We start from the raw sequence: 19,594 nt of genomic DNA on the forward strand, positions 1-19,594 counted from the left end.
CGAAGATCAAACTCATTAAGCGCCGCGCTTATGGCTATCGAAACAATGAACACTTTAAAATACGTATCAGTTTAGAAACTGGCCGAGCAAACTAGCTCGTCAACTACACTTTATGGTGAAGAGCCAAATAATTCTTTATATTCAAATATATTCCATTTTGATACTTGCGGATTTGTGACAGGATAGTAATCGCGATCGGTGTAAAAGATAGGTTTCCTTTACATTCAAAAGCTCGTTTGAAGAAGTCGTGACTTCTTAAATTGTTGGCCTATTACTTCCGACGAAACACGGATAGCAGCAGGAAGACGTGGTAGTAGAGAACAGATGCAAGGATACCGGTTATCACAATAGGAGATACGTCGAAAAACGTTTGTGCGTTTACGAGTGCAATATACATATACACATTAAATAGAACACCGGCCATGCTGTAGGCCGCTAGTTTTGGGACATACCCTGTCACAAGCTTGTCAACTACAGTTGAAACAAGCGTGCCTGCCACGATAAATACCGGAACGCTGTAAGCAAAAAAGAGGACGAAGATAAGTACAGCATCATTTCCAATGTTTATCAGACTGTAGCCTGCAGCAAAGAGGACTGCGGAAACTAGTCCGGCTAGTAATTTAAGCATCATGTAGGAGAACTCCTTTTATAAACTGACAGAATGGAACGAAGTCAGACAATCGATTATAAGAGGATGACAATTATGAAACACCCTCCTCTGAAAAATCGTGCGACGCTGAATTTCTACTGGCTCTGATAATAAATAATACGGCCCGCCTTATTCATGTTATTCCTCTGATTCCAACGGGATTTCTTCCATCACATCAAACTGTAATTCCAGCTCCTCCCCGTTGTCTCCGATCCGAAAAAGACTGTCAAAATGTACACCGATTTCATACTCATTTCCACCGCCTAGTGACACGTTCGTCAGCTCATGGCCCTTTATCGTTTCTCCACTATCCATTGTAAATCCAACCCCGGGACCTTCTATCAGCTGTTCATCTACGTCCATCGTCTCACCATTTTCATAAAGCTCTATCCAGTATATATGTTGTGCACCTGAAAAGGATATTGCCTCCGTGTGATGATTCGTGACGTATAAATGAGCGTCCAGATCGCCGTCACTAACTTCATATTCCACCCCAATTTCAATGTCTTCTTGTATGTCGTATACACTTCCTTGTACGTCCTGTACAGATTCTCCTAATCCGCACCCTGTCAGGAAAACCAACATAGCTACTTTCATGAGAAATATACGCAACGTTAAAACTCCTTTTGATTGGATGCTTATCCACTGGTCTTTCTTAAGTATGTATGCTCCAGTGTTCCAACAATTCGATGGAAGGAAAGTCACAACGCTTCGCTGCATGAAAAAGTCCTCCTGTTTCGGACGGGGTTGACCCGTACCTTACAGGAGGACACTCAACATATCAAGGTTCATGAACCCATTATTTTTCCTTTAGTTGGAATACACACGACTTTTCTATCAGACGACGGATGGAGCAACTGCTGTATTTAATTGATGTCACCCATATAAACTGAGGTTGTTTTGTTCTGCTGAAACCGTCCTACTTGCTTGCCAAGCCCCTTCGGGTACACCCTCGTATTGCTAAGTTTATCTATATCGTCCGCTCGACTCCCACTTGGTGACTGTCCCGAGTGGAAGGTTCAGCATCATTTCCTATAAGCCGGCAATAAAAGTAATATTCGATTTGGTGCACGTTAGCATCATCAGAATAGAACGCCTGATTGCGCCCTATATATAGAAGCTCCCCCCACCTACTATGGCACAAGTGTCAACGAATCCATTAAACACTCAGCACTAATATCGTTAACCCTACTAACGCTAAGCCTACTCCTTTTAATTGGGTGCGGTTTAACGATTCTTTAATGATGATTCTGGCGCAGATAACGGTGAACAGAGCTGAGAGCGCACCTCCAAGGGCTACAATGGACATCATTCCTATTTGTACTCCGTTAACATAGGTGATAGTGGCTAACGTTTGCAGTATCCCTGTACCTGCAATGTAAATCCACATGCTACCCTTCACCTTCATTGGCTGCCGATTAACTAGAAGCAGTATTGCCACGGCTGCGAACGACCCGATCATAGTAAAGGTAACGCTGAACATGGCAGATGACGCTTCCGGTATGTGAAGTAGGACGAAGAATAAGCCGATCAACATGCCTGCTGCGATAGCTCGAGTAAAAATAGCCAGATTTTCTGATCGGGAAACGTCTTCTGAATCTTTTTTCGCGATTGGAATGACGGCTAATACGATGAGTACGATCGCGAGCATCGATAAGGCGCCGGGCCGCTCCCCTGTTACGATACCTGTTACGACTGGAATTAATGCGGATAAGATCCCTGTAATCGACGCAACGATTCCCATTTTTCCTAACGATAATGCTTTAAAATATTGCATGAAGCCTACTCCTAACGCTATACCAGCTGCCAATCCCCAGCCTGTCGCAGCAAGGGTAAACTCATAGCTACCGGCACTGACGATTATCATCATGAACAAAGCACCAATCAATTGAGCATAAAACACCACCAAAATAGCCGATACTTTTTTAGTCGTCTGACCAGCCAAAAAATCACCTACACCTAAAAACACTGCAGTTAACAGTCCATATACGAGTACCATTTTATTTCCCTCCGTTTAAAATAATGCTGAATGAGCGCGTTACAGCTTTTGCATATGGTACGTTTAATTATTCGTTTCAGCTACGCTGCTGATTACACGAATGATTAAGATAACGGTAAAGCTTATGCTTAACGTCAGGCTGTATGCAAACATGTATTGTGTTGACAAATGAATCTCTCCGATGAGCGTATCGACATAACCGTGGTACTGGGTGAACATAGGGTTTCCCAATAACGGTCCGATAAATCCATTAATTATTGCGATACTCATTCCGATCACAATCATGGAAATGGACGTATCTATGCTTAACAAGGCTGAAGGCTGGCTTTGAGTTAATGCTATGCTAATAATGGATAAAGCAAACATCAGCGCTGCTGGAAACTCTCCGCCAGAGCTGTTGTGCCCTGCCTGCAACAGGTAAATGGAGAAGATCATCATAATCGGCGACACAACTTTCCCTATCGTACGCATCGTCATCATACTGCTTGGCATATCGGAAACCACCTTTCCAATCGTTTTACAAACATGGACTAACTGCTGTTGAGCAAATAAAAAAAGCCTGGGAGAAGTAAACTTCTCCCAGGCTTTTATCCTTCCGTGGCACAGAACATCTGTGAGTTTTCTCTCGGTCCAGACCAGCAGTAGCTGCGGAACCCTAGAAAACATTTTATTATTCAGCTGCCTGAAATATAGCACGTCGGATATTGTTCGTCAATCACCAAGCCTCTAGCGTTCGTTCATGCCCACCTCACGATCAGCATAACTAAAGCATAGGATGTCACTCGTTCTCTGTTCGATTAATAAGGAATAGTCTCCTGTTTTCACGTAAACGCAGGAGATTTATTATCCAGTATAAGCTAATAATAAGCTTAATTTGTACTCAGTTAAGGTATGAGAATAGTAGACGAGCCTAGCGCTTCCCTTCCAGATTGTTAGTTATCGTTCATGATCAGTTCTGAAAGAATCGCTGTACTTTCTATTACTGACGCTCCATTCGGCTATCGTCTGAGTAACAGCACCTGCATGAAAGGAGCCGTTATGAATGAAAAAACCGTTGTGGATTGCTGCCGCTGCTTTCGCGGTCTTATACATTGGGGTCATTCTCTACCACCAGCTGAAGCCGCTTCCGGAAAATGTAAGCTACCTTGGAGAATCACGCATGATTGCTGAAGAAGAGATATCGTTTCTCTATGATCTCACCTATGTAGATGAAGAGGGCGAAGAAGTGTATGAACAGGAAATTTTTGATGAAGCCTTTACCATAATCGATGAAGCGGAGCACTTTCTCATTATCGATATGTTTTTAGTGAATGATTTTTCGACAGAGGACGGCGATTTTCCGGAGCTTAGCCGGGAATTTACCGACCGTATTGCAGCAAGGATGGAAGAAAACCAGGAGCTGAACGTCGTCTTTATCACCGATCCGATCAATACTACTTATTTTTCTCACGAATCAGAGCATATTGATCCTCTGGACGCAGCTGGTGCAGAAGTCGTGTATACCGATTTAACCCGACTACGAGACTCCAATTTTCTGTATACCGGTTTATGGCGCATTGGTCTGCAGTGGTTTGGCCAGAGCGGCAGCGGCTGGCTTCCAAACGTATTTGGTGAAGACGCGCCTGACGCAACACTTCGTTCCTACTTAAAGCTCGCCAATACAAAAGCAAACCATCGCAAAACGATCGTAAGTGAAAATGCCGGCATCATAACATCTGCTAACCCGCATGACGCGAGTGCGTATCATTCCAACATTGGCATACGGGTGCAGGGGGAAACGCTTCGGGATGTTGTAGAATCAGAAAAAGCAGTCGCCGCCTTTTCTGACGGTGATCTCAGCTACTTTCCAACAGAGGAAGAGCTTGATGAGTGGCTCGTGACGAGCGAAGAGGAAGCAAGACCGGTGCAGACCCAGCTAGTTACCGAAGGGAAAACGAAGCAGGCTTTGCTAAGCGTCATAGCTGCTGCGGAAGAAGGCGATACGATTTGGTGCGGCCTGTTTTACTTATCCGAGCGGCATATTATTGAGAGCCTGTTAGACGCTGCCTCCCGCGGGGTGACGGTAAATATCATTTTAGATCCGAACCAGGATGCGTTCGGCCAGGACAAAATTGGCATCCCAAATCTGCCAGTCGCAAGCGAACTAAACAGACGTGGCGGTGAACATATGAACGTACGCTGGTACGATACGCAGGATGAACAGTATCATTCTAAGATTTTGTACGCAGACCGCGGCGACACAGGTAATATCATTGCCGGAGCTGCAAACTTCACGAAACGGAATCTGGACGATTTTAATCTGGAAAGCAACATCAGTGTCACTGCTCCATCAGATACGGAAATCATCACGGACGTTGATGACTATTTTCACCGTATTTGGCATAATGAGGACGCCGTGTTTACAGCAGCATACGAGGAGCATGCCCCTTCTAATCCTGCGTTTAAATACATGCTCTACAGCCTGCAGAAAATCACCAGATTCAGCACGTATTAGAATATCTTTACAATGGAGATAAATAAAACAGCAGAAGGGCTCTGCCCTCCTGCTGTTTTGTTGCTTTTCCATCAGTAAAATGTGTCTTCTTAGTGACCCAGCTCGATCTCGCGGATATCCTCCCAGCCGTACACGATTTCGTTCAGCTTTTGATCCAGCAGTTCGATTTCGACGCGGTCGATTTCTTTGCCGCCGAGTAATTCGTAAAACTCCCGCGACTCATTTTCTTCTAATACAAGCACTGTCATGGAGTGCATCTCTTTTCTCACTAATTCGTCAACAATGGGCTCTAGCAGTTGTTTGCCGACGCCCATTCGCTGATATTCGTCGAGTATGTACATTGCGTAAAGCTCTGCTTCGTAGTCGCTGTATTCACTTAGGCGCTGCTCACTCGCGTTCGCAAATCCAATGATCGATCCAAACTCATCTTCGGCAACGTAGACCATCTGATTGGAAATGATGCTGCGCCACTGCTTCGCGCGGCTTTCGTACGTCATTTTATTCAATACTTTGTCCGGAACGATGTCGCTGTATGTACTTTTCCACGTATCGACCTGCACTTTGGCAACCGCTCGTGCATCTCGTGGCTTTGCTTCTCTGATCCTCATAAAACTCCCCTTTACGCTGACTGGTGATGTTTTTCCCATTAGTCAGACCGTAACATACTGCGCTTCATGAGGAAACAGGTTGTTTTTTTTATTATTTCGCAGCGGCGCACCTTCACTCTTTCTCCGGCCAAAACAAATCGTCGAGCCGTTTGTTTAAAGCTTTACAGATGGCGATGCAGAGATTGATCGTCGGATTGTATTTGCCGACTTCGATTAAGCTGATCGTCTGTCTCGTCACCTGCACTTGTGCGGCAAGCTTCTGCTGGGAAAGATTTGCTTCCTGGCGTGCTTGTTTGACGCGATTATGATTCACCTTCATCCTCCTGAAGCCGCTTTTTCGCCTTGCGCTCCGAGATCCACGGCATAAATCCGGTCAGCAGAGCGAGCGGGACGATATAGATGATCGCACAGACAAAAAAGACGGTGGCGAAATAGGTGATACTTTGCGCGGTCGTTTCTGCATAGTTTATCGCGCTGTTAAAGGCGAAGCTGAACGAGAACCCCAGCCCCAGCAGGCCTCCTGCAACAAAGTAAAACGTGGAATATTTCTTCTTCTTTTTGACGAGGTACTCCTCCGCTTTATCCGTATAGAGCCCCATCATCTGATAACGGATGCCGCTATACAGACTCAGCAACAGCAGCAGCGCGACCTCGATGCTTAGAAACGCTTCCTGCGCACCAAATTGCACGTAGTTATAGATCAGCGAGGCCAGCAGCAGTGCGTATACGATGTACATCAGCTCCCGGTACACCTTGTTTTCCAGTCCTACTACTCGCTCATCCTTCTGACGGGTCAAAGAGACCATTGACCATCACTCCTTCGACTTGAATTACCTTTATCTTATAGGAGAAACTTCCATTTTGCAATATATATATTGCAAAATGAAATACCAATCTACGGATTCTTTTCGATTAAATTAGTACTGGCGCTTAATTAAAAGGGTCGAACCTGCTTTTAAAAAGCAGAAAAAAATGATCCATTTTTATCCTCAAGATCGTCATTTCCCGGGTTAGGAAAGACGTCAGTAATATCTGCCTGAAAGTAATTCGCGATGCGGTACGCAAGCTCTAATGAGAGGCTGTGGCGCTCTTTTTCGATCGATACAATCGTCTGTCTGCTGACGTTTACTTGTTTTGCGAGTTCTGCCTGGGTGATGTCATGCATCGCGCGGTATACCTTGATTCGGTTCTTCACTGTGGACCCCCCTACATCGCTCTTCTTGAAGCAAACCAAAGCAGCATGGAATGGACCGCTGCGCTAAGCGTCGCAGTCACAAGCAGCGTGTAAAACAAGTTGTGGAACAAGAAAGCCATCACATTCATTTCATACATGAGGCCAATGGCCATCACCACCAGAAACAACCAAAAATAAGAGATCCTGCTCACCTTGCCTTTGATCTTATGCGCCCGTTCATCATTTATTTGATTGAAGATCACGAGCGAATAAAACGTGGAAACGATAAAAGTAAGTACTAATATAGGCACGACAAATTGATCCATGAGCAAACTCCCCTTTTCCATTTTTATACATAGTATAGTACACTAGTCTTTATGTAAAGTAAAGGTGACTTTTAGTAAAATAATGACAATTATAACGAAAATAAAAAGCAGCGTACGGCTGCTTTTTGAATAAACCTCTATGCTCCTGCGTTTACTTTACTGTGCCACTCCTCCCGCCGTTTTCTGCGTTTCAGCTCCTGATAAAAAGCGAGCCGTACGACTTCGTACACCACGATCATGATGACTGCTCCGATTATAAACAGCAGAGCGCCTGCAAGGATGCTGATGCCTGCGAGCACGAACAGGCCGAGCAGTGAAAAAGCGATAGCCTTTCATCATCGTGAAGCTCTCCCGGATGCTTTTCAGCAGGCTTTTCTCCGGGTACTCATAGAGAATATACCCGGACTGGGAGATGCCCAATAGAATCCAGATCAACAGCGTAAAGATGCCTGCATAAAACGCGAGCAGCATAGCTCCTCCTGCCTGCAGCGCCATCATATTACCGAACAGCCCGAGGATCCCGCCATACATAAACAGTGTTCCCACTACATCAAGCAGCAGATACGTCATGAAAAACACGGCGGTTCCTTTATACAAGAGGCGCCACTGCTTAAATGGATACGCACAAGCGCTCCAAAATCGCCTGCGCATCGTATGAGCCGTTTTTGTGATGTAATCAATCATGATAAAGAAGAGGATGCTGTTCACTGCTGCCGCTAAGGCTAGCGACAGTAAATTGTTTGTATTTGCTATTGTCAGCGGCTCCATTCGAACTTGCACCGTCCCCTGCACGGGCAGCGTTTCGAATACGAGCTTAATGACATATGCGAGCACGACGACGCCGATTATCTTTAACCAGCTGCCTCTTAATAACTGAAAAGCGTCCTTTATACTTGTACCAACGATTCTAACCACAACCTCGCCTGCCGTTTTATGCTTCTTGAACCTGCCTTATCTTATTCTGTATTTACTCTGTTGTGCATGCGTTCAATGGACTTTTCCAGACCGAACGTTTCCGTGACGCCGAAAATATCTTTATCGGATTGACGACCTTCCTCGTTAATATACACGTCCAAGTCATGCATGATGCGATGGGCGTATCGCAGAACGGAGGTGTCTTCGTTGTTAACGCCGTAATAAAACAGCTCCCGTGCGTTTTCCACGTCATCCCGCAGCTTCGAGTCGTCGAGCAGATACGAGAGTAAATAGCTTAAGTCCGATCCCATCGGCACGTAGCTTTCACCTTCAAACTCTCTCGTTTCATGCACGAAGTCCGCAAATCGAAACTCGTCAATTGCGCCGTACCCGGTGATGTTATTAAAGGCTTCGTGAACCTCGTATATCAGCTGTTCTGCTTCCTCCTGTTTTCCTTCCTGGTAAGCAATATCTTCCGCAGCCTCTGAACGATCCAAGGAAATCGAGTCTGTCTCTTGTCCTTCCTCCATCTCCGTCTCTTCTGCTTCTGTATCGTTGTCCTGCTCTGCATCGTGTGAAAGGTCCTCATTCGCTTGATTCGATTCATCCTGTGCCGAGGACGATTCGGACAGCTCGATGTCTGATGCTAATGCGACCGTCGCCGAAATTCCGATTACGCCAATGATGGAAACAGCCAGTGCTTTTTTCATAAGAAAGTCCCCTTTATAAAGGTGCTGACCCGTACGTTACAGGAGGAGGCCTTCAAACACAAGGTTGATTTCACCATTTATTTTCCTTTCACTGGTATTCATAGGAAAATCGTCGCAGGACAGGCTTTATACAAAGAGCTTTGTTACGGTGTATTGCTGACAGAAGGACACCTCACGACAACGCGGCAAGCTTGCCGTGGACGAGCTCCCCCGCTTCCTCGCTGCGCTGCAGGTTCTTCCCGGCGTACAGACGTCCGCCGGTTTTCGATTCGCTTCTATTCGATCTTACAAAAGAAAAATCACTTCGTTCTCTCCCTTTCCGCTCCGTAAAAAAGAGAGAAAGAGAATTTCAAAATGTCTGCGGTAAGAGACAGATTTAAAATCATCCCTTACTTAAAAGAAGAATAACAAAGGACTTCAATGCTGTAAGCGAAAAAGCAGCGGCAGGCGTATTGCGTTTCTATCAACATTAGTCATCAACAGTGACACTTATGCAATGACAACCTCCACGATGAAAGATGAACATCAAACGCTGTGAAACGAAGGCGAGGACACCCAAAGGATCAGCGCAGTGTTAGAATCCATGTTGGCAACACGCTCTTCCGCCAATAGTAGTCGAGCACAAGCCCTTGGGTAAGCCTTCGCCGAGAGTGGAACAGCTCGCTGTACGTTCTTTTAATGAGCTATTTTCAAGGTAGCCATTAAAAAAAACATCTCGTATATGTACATACTAAGTCGCTCACTGTGGTTAAGGCGCTTATCTCATAAGAACTGATTAACATGCGTTCCATTTGTTACGCCATACTTTAGAAAGAGTCGATAATAATCGTTGAACTGCTGATTGTTGCTGCTAGTTTGTACGTTTTCTTTTTGTTGCTGCGAAAGCCGCTCCATGTGAAGGATGAGAAATATGGATCTTATACGAATGCACTTCAGGAAACGACGATTTGTTCTTCCTGTGGGAAGGTACTGAACGAAACGTATCGGGCCGAGGAAACGAATACGATTTGTGACGCGTGCCAGTGATTCAACCTAAAAAAGTCTGCCTTCGCCTTAAAGGCGGGCAGACTTGTTTACTTCGTGCTGAAAGTGTTTGGAGATTTCGTTGATCGCGTCCGCTGCCTGCGGATAATACCCGAGCTTGCGGACAAATGCGTGATCCATGCCCTTGTAGCGGAAATGCCGAACCGGCACCTGCACTTCAGCCAGCTGCTTAGAGAACGCCTCTGCCTGCATACGAAGGTAATCGTACTCAGCAGTGATGATCGTTATCGGTGGAAACGTTGATTTGTCTTTTCGCAAGAGCGGCGATACAAGCGGTCTGTAGACGTCTTCGAGGTTTTCCAAGTACAGGCTCTGCACAAACATGAGCGATTCCTTCATCGTCACGAGCTCCTGGTATATTAAATCTGCGTCTTCTTTCATATCATACTGACTAATGCTCCAAGCGTCTCTCGAGAGCTCGGATAAATCGACGAGCGGGCAGAACATACCGATATATGTGATCTCCCACGGTTCTCTCGCGCTGAGCTGGTGCAGGCCGAGCGCAAGGTTGCCGCCTACGCTGTCACCGATTAAACCAAATTTGCTCCTGTCCATGTTCCATTCCTCTGCATGATCATAAAGATAGCGGGCCGCTTCCAGACAGTCGTTCAGTCCGTCCTGATACGGGTGTTCAGGTGCCAGACGATAGTGAACCGCTGCTACTACTGCATCTGCTTTTTCTGCAAGCAGTTTGCATACATTCTCTATCGCATCGACATCACGTTCAAAGAAGCCTCCGCCGTGTAAGTACAGCAGCACAGGCTTTTGACCCTCGCCGTGACGAAATACCGGTAATGAAAGGCTTCGGTTTTCTGCATGGATGGTCGCCATGTGCTTCGTAACACCTTTACTCAGATCCTGATTGTTCAGCTCGACGCGCCGTCTTGCCGCTTCTAAATCTTCCATTTCCATCGGACGCCTTCTGAGCGGATTTGTTTCTGTTTGTAAGTAGTGTTTAACGCGCGGATCCAGCCCTCGTCTGCCTTCCTCGAATGGAATTTCTTTATGCATAATGCTGATGTTATCCTCTGTTGAATGAGCGATATTCCCTTCCAGCCTGCGAACGAGGGCTTCATGTGTATGTGCCACAAGTACCTTCCTCCTTTTAGCCAAAACGAATGTGTTACGTGATCGATTTACCACAGCGGTGCCCAAGCCGCATCAAGACTGTAAAAGCGGGCACGTTTTTGTGGGATATTTTCCACATGATCTGACGAACTAAACCTGTTCACCAAAAAATAGGTCATTGTTAGTTCACGCATTTACGAATGGCAGGAAGAAAGGAACCCCTTTCGTAAAAAAACAGCTTGCCCTCATGGCTGTCCCCCACATTACATGCCGGCGTTCGATTTTTTGAGCACCTGCTTAAAATGGGCGGCAATTTCTCTGATAGCATCTGCTGCCTGCGGGTAGTAGCCCAGCTTACGCACGAAGGCGTGGTCCATGCCTTTATATTCAAAATGCCGGACAGGGACTCCTGCTTTCTGGAGCTGCAGTGAAAATGCTTCTCCTTGAATGCGTAAAAAATCAAATTCTGCCGTGATAAGGGTGATCGGCGGCAGGCTCGATTTATCCTTTCGAAGCAGCGGCGAAACAAGCGGCAGGTGGACGTCTTCCAAATTGGTCAAATAGAGCGTCTGAATAAAGATAAGCGACTCTTTTAACGTAACAAGCTCCTCGTAGATAAGGTCATAATCGGTATCCAGATCGTAATGCGAAATATTCCAGGATTCTCTCGATACATCTGAAAAGTCCACCAGCGGGCAAAGCATTCCGATGTAGCAGATCTGCCAGGGCTCGTCTGTGCTCAAGTGCTGCACGGCAAGTGCCAGATTGGCACCTACACTGTCTCCTACGATCCCGATCTGATTCGTTCGTATGCCATAATCGTCTGCATGTTCGTACATATATTTTACTGCTTCCAGACAGTCCTCTAAGCCATCCTGATAAGGATGCTCCGGCGCCAGTCGATACTCCACGCCAACGACGAGCGCTTCGGTCTCCTGGGCAAGCAGTTTGCAAACATTTTCCATCACGTCCACGTCGCGCTCAAAAAAGCCACCTCCATGCAAATAGATCAGAACGGGCTGCGGCTTTTTTTGCTGATTGTAGATCGTCACGTTAATCTCGCGCCTATAGGCGTGTACAGAGGTCTTAGTGGCACGGATACCGGAGCTTAAATCACGGTTGTTTACTTCCACCTTGCTTCTGGTTACATCCAGATCATCAATTTCAAGAGGGCGGCGTGCCCCGGGATGAACATTCTCCGTTAGAAATCGCTTCACTCGCGGATCAAGCCCGCGCCTCTCCTCTTCAAATGGAATTCCTTTATGGAGAATATTTAATTCTCCCTTGCTCGTATGAGTGATTTTTTCTTGCAGTCTGTTCGTTAATTCGTCATGTGTGTACGTCATGATGTGGGTTCCTCCTTTGCTGACAAACCGGGAAACAATCCGCTCTTCACGTGTTTTTTCAGCGTTCATTGATTGCTTTTAACAATCTGCTCATTGGCAGGCAGATCATTCATTCGTGTCACTAATTTTTTCCTTTTATACGAGCACAGTAAACATCAAAAGAAGAAATAGTTATTCGTCCTTATCTCTCATAGAGAATCATCCAGACATGATAAAATGAGGTATCAACCTGATTTGAACCAAATGGAGGCGGCAGATTTGACCGTTTTATACATCACCGGTCTTTCCGGTTCGGGTACAACGACATTATTGGAAGAGTTGAAACACGTGGGCATGGAAACCGTTGATTTAGATGAAGGCTTTACAGAGCAGGTGCCGGTAGCTGGGGGCGGATACGAATGGCTTCTCATCGAGGAAAAAGTAACAGCGCTGTTAGCTGCTAAGCGCAGGACCCCTTTGATCATGGCAGGATGCTGCCGCAATCAAGGGAAATTTGCGGATCAGGTAGATGCTGTCGTTCTGCTGAGAGCGAAGCCTGACGTGATGTTGAAACGCGTTTCCGAACGAAACACCAATCCGTACGGCAAAACGCCGGAGGAGCGCGAGGAAATCCTTCATAACTGGGAGCACGTTTTACCCCTTTTGGAGAAAAGCGCTGATGTTATCATTGATACCGATCATCTTTCGCCAGCTGACGTTCGCTCCGTGATCATGCACACCTTTCTGCCATCGTCCTGATTCATATCGGTTCCAGCTAACCGGTTGGCATTAAATGGATTCGGGTATAGAGCTTTAACGGTTATCGCTGCGCTCATTCTCTAAAAACGAGCAGAGGAGATGCGATGATGAAACGGTTCAATTTGGCGTTCTCCGGCGGTGGGTTTCGTGCAGCTTTCTTTTGTTTAGGTGCGTACAGTCGCTTTGTCGAGCTCGGCGTGCACGAATTTGTTTCGAAAATCAGTTCGGTTTCCGGCGGCAGCATCACAGCGGCAGTGATTATGAAGGAACTCCGACACGGATCGTTTTCAAACCTGGATGATTTTAAAGAACGGGTGGAGGTTCCGCTGAAGGAATTTGGCAGACGCGGGTTTCGCAATCACGTGATTCGAAACGCTCTGCTTCCGCCAAGAAGACCGCTCCGCCCTGTGCTGCCGCGTGCCAGGTTCAGCAGTCTGTCCCTGATCACATTGGACAACGAGCTGTTTCGTTCCCTGATGCGCGACGAAGACATCGTTTCCGGAATCACGCTTAACCAGCTGCCGGATTCGCCGGAATGGGAATGCAATGCCACCAACCTGCATACATTGAAGCGGCTTTCATTCAGTAAACAAGGCATCACGGATGAAGTATTTGGGTACAGTCCGGATGTTGCAGATATTTCGGTAGCGGCTGCCGTCGCTGCGTCTGCTGCGTTTCCATTCATGTTTGAGCCAGTTCGCCTTGATGTATCAAAGCGGTCGTTTTCGAGCATGGATCAGCCGTATTCGTTTTTCCTGCTGTCAGACGGCGGGGTTTACGACAATCTCGGATCTGAGGCGTTTCTGTACGAGGCATCCAACGAAAAGGATGAGCCGGTCCCTTACCTCATTCTCGATGCGTCCGCCAGAAAAGCTGCCTGGAGCCCAAAAGAGCGGCGCTGGTGGGGGAAGCGGCAGTGGCGCATTTTGAGCGTCAGCATGGATCAGGTCGCCGAGCTTCGAAAAAAGCTGATCCGCGGTCACGATTCCCTTGGCGTGCAGCTCGTGAACGTTGAAACGATGCAGCAGAACCTCGCATTTCAAACAACGTATTGGAATGCTCACTGGGAGAAAAAAGGGCTCGATCGCCGTTTAGAGCTACCGAACTATCAGACGGAATTCGAACAAATTGAGCACATGCTCGCAAACGTACGGACCGATCTCGATGCCTTCAGCGAGATTGAAATCGGCATGCTCATGTGGGCCGGAGCGATGCGGGCCGATCTTGGCTGCCGAATCTTATTTTCACCAGAAGAATTAACGTCGCTGCCAGGCTATGCGCCCCGTCACGAAGCGCCTTCCCCGTGGGATTACCTGCGCCGGGATGAGACCATTCTTTCGATTAAGAACGGATTAACGAAATCCCACAAGCGCCGGCTTACCCGCAAGTAATCAGGCATGCTAAAAAAAGGCTCTATCTGATTTTCGGATAGAGCTTTTCGCTGTAGGATGCCCCCCTGCTTTTGACTTTATTTATAGTAAATAATGGTTAAATAGTGTAAATGAGAGAAAGGAAAAACAGACGCATTTTTCTAGGAGGCATGATGGAGACGAAACCGAAGTCAGTCAAAACATTAGTAAAAGAAACCTTTCAACAAATGGAACAGCCCGGCACATGGCTGCCGGCATTTGTCGCTCTTATCGTCGTAACGCTGCCGGTATGGATTTTTCTCCTCGTATCCAATCAGCCGATCTTTCTTGGAGAAGGACGGCAATTTTCTTTTGGGGAACTGATGCAGACAGGGGGCGCAAATGAGCACCCTTACCGTGCAGGCGGCGGAGCGTTAACGTTGCTGGAGCAGATTATCCACTTTGTGCTTCTCCCGGGTATTTATGCCTTTCTCATATTAAGGCTTCTGTTTCCTGCAAAGGAATCGAAACAGCTGTGGAAAACGTCAGGCAAACGCATTCTGCCGCTATTGATTGCGAACCTTATCCTCGGAATCGTGGCCTTTGTCGTACTGATGGTACCACTCGTTCTTGGGATGGCCGGCGGTCCGTTTGTTTCGCTAATGATGCTGGTGTTCGCTCTGATTCTTTTAGCCGCACTGTTGATCAGGCTCAGCTTTTTCTTTGCGCTGATTACTGTGAGCGGAGAAACGCCGCACTTTAGTCCGGCCTGGCACCTGATGACCGGACATACCGGGAAAGCCTTTCTTTTCCTGCTTGCACTGGGTGTGCCAGGATTTGCACTCGTATTCGGCATCGAACTCGTTATTCTCTCGATCCTCGGATACAGCGTGGCAGCAGAAATCATCGCTACGCTGCTCAATTTCCTGTTCTGGATTGTGCTTTTAACAGGCTACACCATGCTTTTCCGCAACATCTATACGTGGGAGGAAGAAAAAGAACCAGAGCTTGCAACCTAATAAAAACCGGGCTTTTCAAACAGAAGCCCGGTTTCTTTGAGTTCAGTACAACCACAAATTACATGGGGAGGAGTGACCAGCATGCCTAAGCTGCTATCTGTCAGTGAATTAATTACCGAAACGTTCGGCTACATCAAACAGCCGGGATGGTGGGCTCCCACTTTTTTGGCGCTGATTGCGGTATCGCTGCCTGTATGGATCTTTCTTCTAATTTCGGATCAGCCGTTTCTCTATGGTGAAGGGCGCGAACTGTCCTTAGGTGAATTGAATCAAACCGGCGGGGCGAACGATCATCCTTTCCGCGGCGGCGGTGATACGGCTGGTCCTTCTGGAACAAATCTTCTATTTCGCAGTCATACCAGGGATTTATGCCTTCCTTTTATTAAAACTGCTATTCCCTGAACAAGAGACGAAGCAGCTGTTGAAAACAGCCGTGAAACGTATTCCCCTGCTTCTTTTTGCCAACGTCTTATTTGGACTTGCGCTGGGGGCCTTCATCATAGTGCCTGTATTTTTAGTCTCGCAGCCGGTCCCGTGATCGCACTCATCCTGCTCACTGTAACGTTTCTCTTCGCGTTAATCGGATTCGTCCGGTACAGCCTCTATTTTATTTTTATCGTGCTTACGGGTTCCGCTCCGCAGTTTAATCCGGCTTACCATTTAATGTCCGGCCACACCGGTAAAGCGTTACTGTTTTTCATCGTCTTAGGCGTGCCAGGTTACGTGATATTCTTCGGAAGCGAGCTGATTATTCTCTCCATCTTCGGTTACAGCATCCTGGCGGAAATACTGTCCATTATCTTCCTTTCGTTCCTTTCACTTGTTTTGATGACGGGATACGCAGTCCTATTTCGAAACGTGTACCGCTTGGAGGAAGAGAAGGAACCAGAGCTTGAAGTATAGCGACACGGAACGGGTCTTCCAAATGTGGAAGGTTCGTTTTTTTAGAACAACTTGTATAGTACTTATGCAACATAGAGGATTATTTCGTTAGAAAGAGCTATCTGCCTCCATACCGACTCGGGTTGCGACCGTGCTGAGCAATTGCATGATAAAAAGGTGATTTATAGAGCGATTTCTTGTAAAGGCGTCAATCCCTGACAGCTTTGTAATTGATAGCACTTATGCTATCATAGACATATACTATTACAGAAATGGACGAAATAAAAATGGCATATACCATACACGAATTAGGAAATGTTCCCCGATTTGAAGATTGGCTCTTTTATACGGCTGCCCAGGAATGGCAGCAACGTGGACGTGAAGGTCCAGTAAGTAAAACAGCCGATCAGTATATTCGACAAAAAGAGATTCTTAAAATCAATCCATTTCCACCGGAAAAAGAGGTAGTGAACAGAGACACCGTCCCACCCTCCATTAAACATGTGCATCGACATACGGAGATCGAAAACTTGTATCGCTGGGGATTTGATGGCGCAAAAACAGGTAATCACCGATTGCTGTTTGTCATTCATGAAAATCAAGACGTGCTTTTACTCCATTATTTTAATAAGACATACAACGGAGCAATACGCAGACCGGATATTATACCTGCGGAACAATGTTATACCGATTATTCCAGGCGAAAAAAGAAAGGAGATAATGGTAATGAGTGATGCATTTCATAACTATGAACAAACCGTAGGCAAAGCGCACATAGACCGGTTAAAACAAGAAGCAGCGATAGCAGCAGCTATCAAAACCAAGCGTCAGCAGCAAGGGTTATCACAGCAAGCCCTCGCCGATGCGATCGGAAAACCAAAATCGACGATCGGGCGCATCGAAGCAGGTATTACCGTCCCGCAACTATCCACGTTATTAGCGATTGCTAGCGTCTTACAAACGACCTTTTCTATCGGGGCATCGTCTGATACAAACGATAAAATAACGAGATAATTGTGCACATCGGAAATCCTCGCTGCAACATATATGTTTCTGTTTCAGATATTGTTGTTTAACGTTTTTGTCTTATTTATTCTCCGGAAGATAAAGATTCAGAGCTTGAACTATAGCGACACGAAACGGGTCTTCCAGATGTGGAAGACCCGTTTATTAGAAAAACTCGTATAATCCTTCTGCAAAATAGTGAAATTCATTGTTGGATAGGGCAGTCTTTCCATATCCTTTATAAAAAGCTGCGGCATCCTCTTGTGTAAAGACAGATGGTTTCGGTCTGACAGCTAATGCCACGTCATATCTTGGATCTCCATAAGCGGCACCTGCCCAATCAATGATTCCTGTAATCCTACCACCATGGATAAGGACGTTATCTATGGTGAAGTCCCCATGAATGAGTGTTTGTGCTCTTCATCATTTTTCCACTGATGATTTTTTTCAATATCTCCTTCCTCCATTTTTCGCAGTCTAATATGTGTTGAATGTAACATCCTCATCATCCTCGCACAATTTGTTTTTGATCCTTCATTTGTACTTAATTTGCCAGTCAATCCTCTACTACTCGAAACACCTTATACAGGATTGGAATCACTAATAACGGGAATGAACGTAGTAACGAAAGTCAGCTTCCATTTCAACTGACATCATGAGAGTGCTTCTTAGGAGGAACAGGCAATGGAGATCCTCGCGGTTATTTTAATCAGCTCTGCTTTAGTCATTATGGGTATTCTTGTCGCAAATATTACGATTTTTACTCATATCGACAAAAACAGCCGCTCTGATTATGAAAAGAATCAGGCCCGTGACCGGGTATATATGCTGATCGGTCTGCTATTGTTTATTTTTACAATAAGCTACGGCATCCGTGTTTTCAGTGGGTAATGTAATTATGTTCATCCTATACAAGGAGGCGTGCATGATGAAAACAGCGTTGTTTCTCATATTGGATCAGTACGCAGATTGGGAAGGTGCTTATTTGGCTTCGATGCTGAATGAGGATGCAGAGTGGCAGGTGAAGACGGTATCTGTTAAGCATTCAGTAACATCCATTGGCGGATTTACAACGCTTGTTGACTACCTTGCCGGCGCTGAACCGGAGGAGTACCACCTGCTTGTCATGGTAGGTGGCGACAGCTGGCACGAGGACTGGCCGGAGCTGACACAATTCGTGAAGCAGGCGTTTTACGACGGCATTCCAGTCGGCGCGATTTGCGGAGCATGCGATTATTTAGCGAGAAAAGGGTTCTTGAACGACGTGGATCATACGGGGAATGACGTGTCTAATTGGGCGGACTACCGGAACTATGAGCCGTCCGGTTCTTTTCTTCACGAGCAGGCCGTTCAGGACGGACGTGTCGTGACAGCAAACGGGACGGCTCCGGTGGCATTTACGCATCTCGTCCTGGAAATGATCGACTTCGCTCCGCCCGAAAAATTAGAAAAAGACATGTTTATGATCCAATACGGCATGTACCGCTTTATGGAGATGTATGGTGGAGATGAGTAATCAGCGGTCGCGGTACACGACCATCGCTGCTATGTAAAACAGCGTCGCTGAAAACTTGATGTCCTCCACATCGATCTGGCTATCTTCGAGAAATACATTGATTCGTTTATCCAGCTGTCTGCTGCTTAGTGTGTAAAATGATTTGACCTTCATAAGTCGTGCCCCTTTTCCGTTAGTGATAATCTCGTTTGGACGAATTATAAAAGTACGCGGCCAGCAGCAGGGATACGACCCCTGCACCTAGACTGAACTCTGCCGGTACGACGATGACCAGCAGGAAAAAAACGATCGCAGCAGCTATCATGACAAATGCTAAAATTCGCTGTACATTCATCGGATCCTCCTATTTGTGCATTTATAACCTGGCGTCTTTCCGACAGTGTAGCACATGCTTATTTCCATTTTTGGAAAAATGATTCGAAAGCCCTTTCACGAAGTCCCTGCTATTCGCTATAGTAATACGTAATACGTACCCTCGAGGTGAAGCATGTATACCCATCAATTTCATGAGTATGTCTATGAACAAAGCAGGCAGCTCAAGCTGAAGTGGCGCGTGATGGAATTCAAAGAAGAAGCCGCCGGAACACTCTGTCTGGATGTCTATCAGAACGACCGCCTTCAACAGTGTGGTTCTGTCAATAAAGTAGACAAATCGCTATCACGTTTTGCTCCTGTCATCCGTTCCTTTTCCCCGTCTGACGGCGCTCACCTCCTTCATCCGGTTTTCAAGCTGACAGATGGGACGAGCTCGC

28 protein-coding genes and 1 riboswitch are annotated in these 19,594 nt (G+C 46.4%); of the genes, 12 read left to right on the forward strand and 16 right to left on the reverse strand.

What is annotated here, in order from left to right:
• On the forward strand, positions 1–95 hold a 95-nt coding region (locus HCN83_RS17010), incomplete at its 5' end, for a transposase (protein ID WP_168009492.1).
• A gap of 176 nt (positions 96–271) precedes the next feature.
• Here the strand turns inward: HCN83_RS17010 and HCN83_RS17015 are convergent.
• From HCN83_RS17015 to HCN83_RS17030, 4 genes are all read right to left on the reverse strand, one after another.
• Entirely contained in the window at positions 272–631 is a 360-nt protein-coding gene (locus HCN83_RS17015) for a hypothetical protein (RefSeq protein ID WP_168009494.1), read from the reverse strand.
• Between the two features lie 156 nt (positions 632–787).
• Positions 788–1,261 carry a hypothetical protein gene (locus HCN83_RS17020; RefSeq protein ID WP_168009496.1) on the reverse strand — a complete coding sequence of 158 codons (474 nt, stop codon included), beginning with the start codon at positions 1,259–1,261 and terminating at the stop codon, positions 788–790.
• Positions 1,262–1,808: 547 nt separating this feature from the next.
• The gene (locus HCN83_RS17025; RefSeq protein ID WP_168009498.1) at positions 1,809–2,648 is read right to left on the reverse strand and encodes a DMT family transporter; all 840 of its coding nucleotides are present in this window, start codon (positions 2,646–2,648) and stop codon (positions 1,809–1,811) included.
• A gap of 63 nt (positions 2,649–2,711) precedes the next feature.
• Positions 2,712–3,140, reverse strand: a complete 429-nt coding sequence (locus tag HCN83_RS17030) for an MnhB domain-containing protein (RefSeq protein WP_168009500.1) — start codon at positions 3,138–3,140, stop codon at positions 2,712–2,714.
• Between the two features lie 82 nt (positions 3,141–3,222).
• Positions 3,223–3,318, reverse strand: a riboswitch (guanidine-I (ykkC/yxkD leader).
• A 372-nt stretch (positions 3,319–3,690) separates the two neighbouring features.
• Here HCN83_RS17030 and HCN83_RS17035 point away from each other — a divergent pair.
• Positions 3,691–5,142: a phospholipase D family protein gene (locus tag HCN83_RS17035; RefSeq protein WP_168009502.1), complete on the forward strand. Its 1,452-nt coding sequence runs from the start codon at positions 3,691–3,693 to the stop codon at positions 5,140–5,142.
• 89 nt (positions 5,143–5,231) lie between these two features.
• Here HCN83_RS17035 and HCN83_RS17040 read toward each other — a convergent pair whose 3' ends face one another.
• The 9 genes from HCN83_RS17040 to HCN83_RS17080 form a co-directional block, all read right to left on the reverse strand.
• The gene (locus tag HCN83_RS17040) at positions 5,232–5,750 is read right to left on the reverse strand and encodes a GNAT family N-acetyltransferase (protein WP_168009504.1); all 519 of its coding nucleotides are present in this window, start codon (positions 5,748–5,750) and stop codon (positions 5,232–5,234) included.
• Between the two features lie 112 nt (positions 5,751–5,862).
• Positions 5,863–6,069 carry a helix-turn-helix transcriptional regulator gene (locus HCN83_RS17045; protein WP_168009506.1) on the reverse strand — a complete coding sequence of 69 codons (207 nt, stop codon included), beginning with the start codon at positions 6,067–6,069 and terminating at the stop codon, positions 5,863–5,865.
• Positions 6,053–6,556: a DUF6773 family protein gene (locus HCN83_RS17050; RefSeq protein WP_168009508.1), complete on the reverse strand. Its 504-nt coding sequence runs from the start codon at positions 6,554–6,556 to the stop codon at positions 6,053–6,055. The genes HCN83_RS17045 and HCN83_RS17050 overlap by 17 nt, the downstream gene beginning before the upstream one ends.
• Positions 6,557–6,705: 149 nt before the next feature.
• The gene (locus HCN83_RS17055) at positions 6,706–6,945 is read right to left on the reverse strand and encodes a helix-turn-helix domain-containing protein (protein ID WP_168009510.1); all 240 of its coding nucleotides are present in this window, start codon (positions 6,943–6,945) and stop codon (positions 6,706–6,708) included.
• Positions 6,946–6,956: 11 nt separating this feature from the next.
• Positions 6,957–7,250: a hypothetical protein gene (locus HCN83_RS17060; RefSeq protein ID WP_168009512.1), complete on the reverse strand. Its 294-nt coding sequence runs from the start codon at positions 7,248–7,250 to the stop codon at positions 6,957–6,959.
• A 156-nt stretch (positions 7,251–7,406) separates the two neighbouring features.
• Positions 7,407–8,165, reverse strand: a complete 759-nt coding sequence (locus HCN83_RS17065) for a hypothetical protein (protein WP_168009514.1) — start codon at positions 8,163–8,165, stop codon at positions 7,407–7,409.
• Positions 8,166–8,206: 41 nt separating this feature from the next.
• The gene (locus HCN83_RS17070; protein WP_168009516.1) at positions 8,207–8,875 is read right to left on the reverse strand and encodes a hypothetical protein; all 669 of its coding nucleotides are present in this window, start codon (positions 8,873–8,875) and stop codon (positions 8,207–8,209) included.
• 1,053 nt (positions 8,876–9,928) lie between these two features.
• Entirely contained in the window at positions 9,929–11,008 is a 1,080-nt protein-coding gene (locus HCN83_RS17075; RefSeq protein WP_168009518.1) for an alpha/beta hydrolase fold domain-containing protein, read from the reverse strand.
• Between the two features lie 242 nt (positions 11,009–11,250).
• Positions 11,251–12,333 (reverse strand): alpha/beta hydrolase, encoded by a 1,083-nt coding sequence (locus HCN83_RS17080; protein ID WP_168009520.1) that lies wholly within the window; start codon positions 12,331–12,333, stop codon positions 11,251–11,253.
• A 243-nt stretch (positions 12,334–12,576) separates the two neighbouring features.
• Here HCN83_RS17080 and HCN83_RS17085 point away from each other — a divergent pair, with 243 nt between their 5' ends.
• The 7 genes from HCN83_RS17085 (at position 12,577) to HCN83_RS17115 (ending at position 17,335) form a co-directional block, all read left to right on the forward strand.
• Positions 12,577–13,071 carry an AAA family ATPase gene (locus HCN83_RS17085; RefSeq protein ID WP_246238292.1) on the forward strand — a complete coding sequence of 165 codons (495 nt, stop codon included), beginning with the start codon at positions 12,577–12,579 and terminating at the stop codon, positions 13,069–13,071.
• A gap of 107 nt (positions 13,072–13,178) precedes the next feature.
• Positions 13,179–14,462: a patatin-like phospholipase family protein gene (locus HCN83_RS17090; RefSeq protein ID WP_168009523.1), complete on the forward strand. Its 1,284-nt coding sequence runs from the start codon at positions 13,179–13,181 to the stop codon at positions 14,460–14,462.
• A 149-nt stretch (positions 14,463–14,611) separates the two neighbouring features.
• Positions 14,612–15,439 carry a hypothetical protein gene (locus HCN83_RS17095; protein WP_168009525.1) on the forward strand — a complete coding sequence of 276 codons (828 nt, stop codon included), beginning with the start codon at positions 14,612–14,614 and terminating at the stop codon, positions 15,437–15,439.
• Positions 15,440–15,520: 81 nt separating this feature from the next.
• Positions 15,521–15,841: a hypothetical protein gene (locus HCN83_RS17100; RefSeq protein ID WP_168009527.1), complete on the forward strand. Its 321-nt coding sequence runs from the start codon at positions 15,521–15,523 to the stop codon at positions 15,839–15,841.
• A gap of 132 nt (positions 15,842–15,973) precedes the next feature.
• Positions 15,974–16,342, forward strand: a complete 369-nt coding sequence (locus HCN83_RS17105) for a hypothetical protein (protein WP_168009528.1) — start codon at positions 15,974–15,976, stop codon at positions 16,340–16,342.
• A gap of 266 nt (positions 16,343–16,608) precedes the next feature.
• On the forward strand, positions 16,609–17,055 hold the full coding sequence (locus HCN83_RS17110) for a hypothetical protein (RefSeq protein ID WP_168009529.1): 447 nt from the start codon (positions 16,609–16,611) through the stop codon (positions 17,053–17,055).
• Positions 17,048–17,335, forward strand: coding sequence for a helix-turn-helix domain-containing protein (locus tag HCN83_RS17115; RefSeq protein ID WP_168009530.1), 288 nt, complete (start codon positions 17,048–17,050; stop codon positions 17,333–17,335). Before HCN83_RS17110 ends, HCN83_RS17115 begins: the two co-directional genes overlap by 8 nt.
• A 156-nt stretch (positions 17,336–17,491) precedes the next feature.
• Here HCN83_RS17115 and HCN83_RS17120 read toward each other — a convergent pair whose 3' ends face one another.
• Entirely contained in the window at positions 17,492–17,731 is a 240-nt protein-coding gene (locus tag HCN83_RS17120; protein ID WP_168009536.1) for an aminoglycoside phosphotransferase family protein, read from the reverse strand.
• 279 nt (positions 17,732–18,010) lie between these two features.
• On the opposite strand from HCN83_RS17120, the gene HCN83_RS17125 reads away from it, so the two are divergent.
• Positions 18,011–18,217, forward strand: coding sequence for a hypothetical protein (locus tag HCN83_RS17125; protein ID WP_168009531.1), 207 nt, complete (start codon positions 18,011–18,013; stop codon positions 18,215–18,217).
• Between the two features lie 37 nt (positions 18,218–18,254).
• Entirely contained in the window at positions 18,255–18,842 is a 588-nt protein-coding gene (locus HCN83_RS17130) for a type 1 glutamine amidotransferase family protein (RefSeq protein ID WP_168009532.1), read from the forward strand.
• Here HCN83_RS17130 and HCN83_RS17135 read toward each other — a convergent pair whose 3' ends face one another.
• The gene (locus HCN83_RS17135) at positions 18,843–18,995 is read right to left on the reverse strand and encodes a hypothetical protein (protein WP_168009533.1); all 153 of its coding nucleotides are present in this window, start codon (positions 18,993–18,995) and stop codon (positions 18,843–18,845) included.
• 19 nt (positions 18,996–19,014) lie between these two features.
• Entirely contained in the window at positions 19,015–19,176 is a 162-nt protein-coding gene (locus tag HCN83_RS17140) for a hypothetical protein (RefSeq protein WP_168009534.1), read from the reverse strand.
• Positions 19,177–19,329: 153 nt separating this feature from the next.
• Between HCN83_RS17140 and HCN83_RS17145 the strand changes: the two genes are divergently transcribed.
• On the forward strand, positions 19,330–19,594 hold a 265-nt coding region (locus HCN83_RS17145), incomplete at its 3' end, for a hypothetical protein (RefSeq protein ID WP_168009535.1).

The organism is Alkalicoccus luteus (genome assembly GCF_012034335.1).
Classification (GTDB): Bacteria; Bacillota; Bacilli; order Bacillales; family Salisediminibacteriaceae; genus Alkalicoccus; species Alkalicoccus luteus_A.

Coding starts and splice junctions, on each gene's coding strand:
- HCN83_RS17025 (WP_168009498.1), bottom strand. CDS start 2,648: ATGGTACTCGTATATGGACTGTTAACTGCAGTGTTTTTAGGTGTAGGT.
- HCN83_RS17135 (WP_168009533.1), bottom strand. CDS start 18,995: ATGAAGGTCAAATCATTTTACACACTAAGCAGCAGACAGCTGGATAAA.
- HCN83_RS17090 (WP_168009523.1), top strand. CDS start 13,179: ATGAAACGGTTCAATTTGGCGTTCTCCGGCGGTGGGTTTCGTGCAGCT.
- HCN83_RS17050 (WP_168009508.1), bottom strand. CDS start 6,556: ATGGTCTCTTTGACCCGTCAGAAGGATGAGCGAGTAGTAGGACTGGAA.
- HCN83_RS17140 (WP_168009534.1), bottom strand. CDS start 19,176: ATGAATGTACAGCGAATTTTAGCATTTGTCATGATAGCTGCTGCGATC.
- HCN83_RS17070 (WP_168009516.1), bottom strand. CDS start 8,875: ATGAAAAAAGCACTGGCTGTTTCCATCATTGGCGTAATCGGAATTTCG.
- HCN83_RS17085 (WP_246238292.1), top strand. CDS start 12,577: ATGGAGGCGGCAGATTTGACCGTTTTATACATCACCGGTCTTTCCGGT.
- HCN83_RS17015 (WP_168009494.1), bottom strand. CDS start 631: ATGATGCTTAAATTACTAGCCGGACTAGTTTCCGCAGTCCTCTTTGCT.
- HCN83_RS17060 (WP_168009512.1), bottom strand. CDS start 7,250: ATGGATCAATTTGTCGTGCCTATATTAGTACTTACTTTTATCGTTTCC.
- HCN83_RS17035 (WP_168009502.1), top strand. CDS start 3,691: ATGAAAAAACCGTTGTGGATTGCTGCCGCTGCTTTCGCGGTCTTATAC.
- HCN83_RS17095 (WP_168009525.1), top strand. CDS start 14,612: ATGATGGAGACGAAACCGAAGTCAGTCAAAACATTAGTAAAAGAAACC.
- HCN83_RS17030 (WP_168009500.1), bottom strand. CDS start 3,140: ATGCCAAGCAGTATGATGACGATGCGTACGATAGGGAAAGTTGTGTCG.
- HCN83_RS17125 (WP_168009531.1), top strand. CDS start 18,011: ATGGAGATCCTCGCGGTTATTTTAATCAGCTCTGCTTTAGTCATTATG.
- HCN83_RS17100 (WP_168009527.1), top strand. CDS start 15,521: ATGCCTAAGCTGCTATCTGTCAGTGAATTAATTACCGAAACGTTCGGC.
- HCN83_RS17130 (WP_168009532.1), top strand. CDS start 18,255: ATGAAAACAGCGTTGTTTCTCATATTGGATCAGTACGCAGATTGGGAA.
- HCN83_RS17110 (WP_168009529.1), top strand. CDS start 16,609: ATGGCATATACCATACACGAATTAGGAAATGTTCCCCGATTTGAAGAT.
- HCN83_RS17040 (WP_168009504.1), bottom strand. CDS start 5,750: ATGAGGATCAGAGAAGCAAAGCCACGAGATGCACGAGCGGTTGCCAAA.
- HCN83_RS17115 (WP_168009530.1), top strand. CDS start 17,048: ATGAGTGATGCATTTCATAACTATGAACAAACCGTAGGCAAAGCGCAC.
- HCN83_RS17045 (WP_168009506.1), bottom strand. CDS start 6,069: ATGAAGGTGAATCATAATCGCGTCAAACAAGCACGCCAGGAAGCAAAT.
- HCN83_RS17080 (WP_168009520.1), bottom strand. CDS start 12,333: ATGACGTACACACATGACGAATTAACGAACAGACTGCAAGAAAAAATC.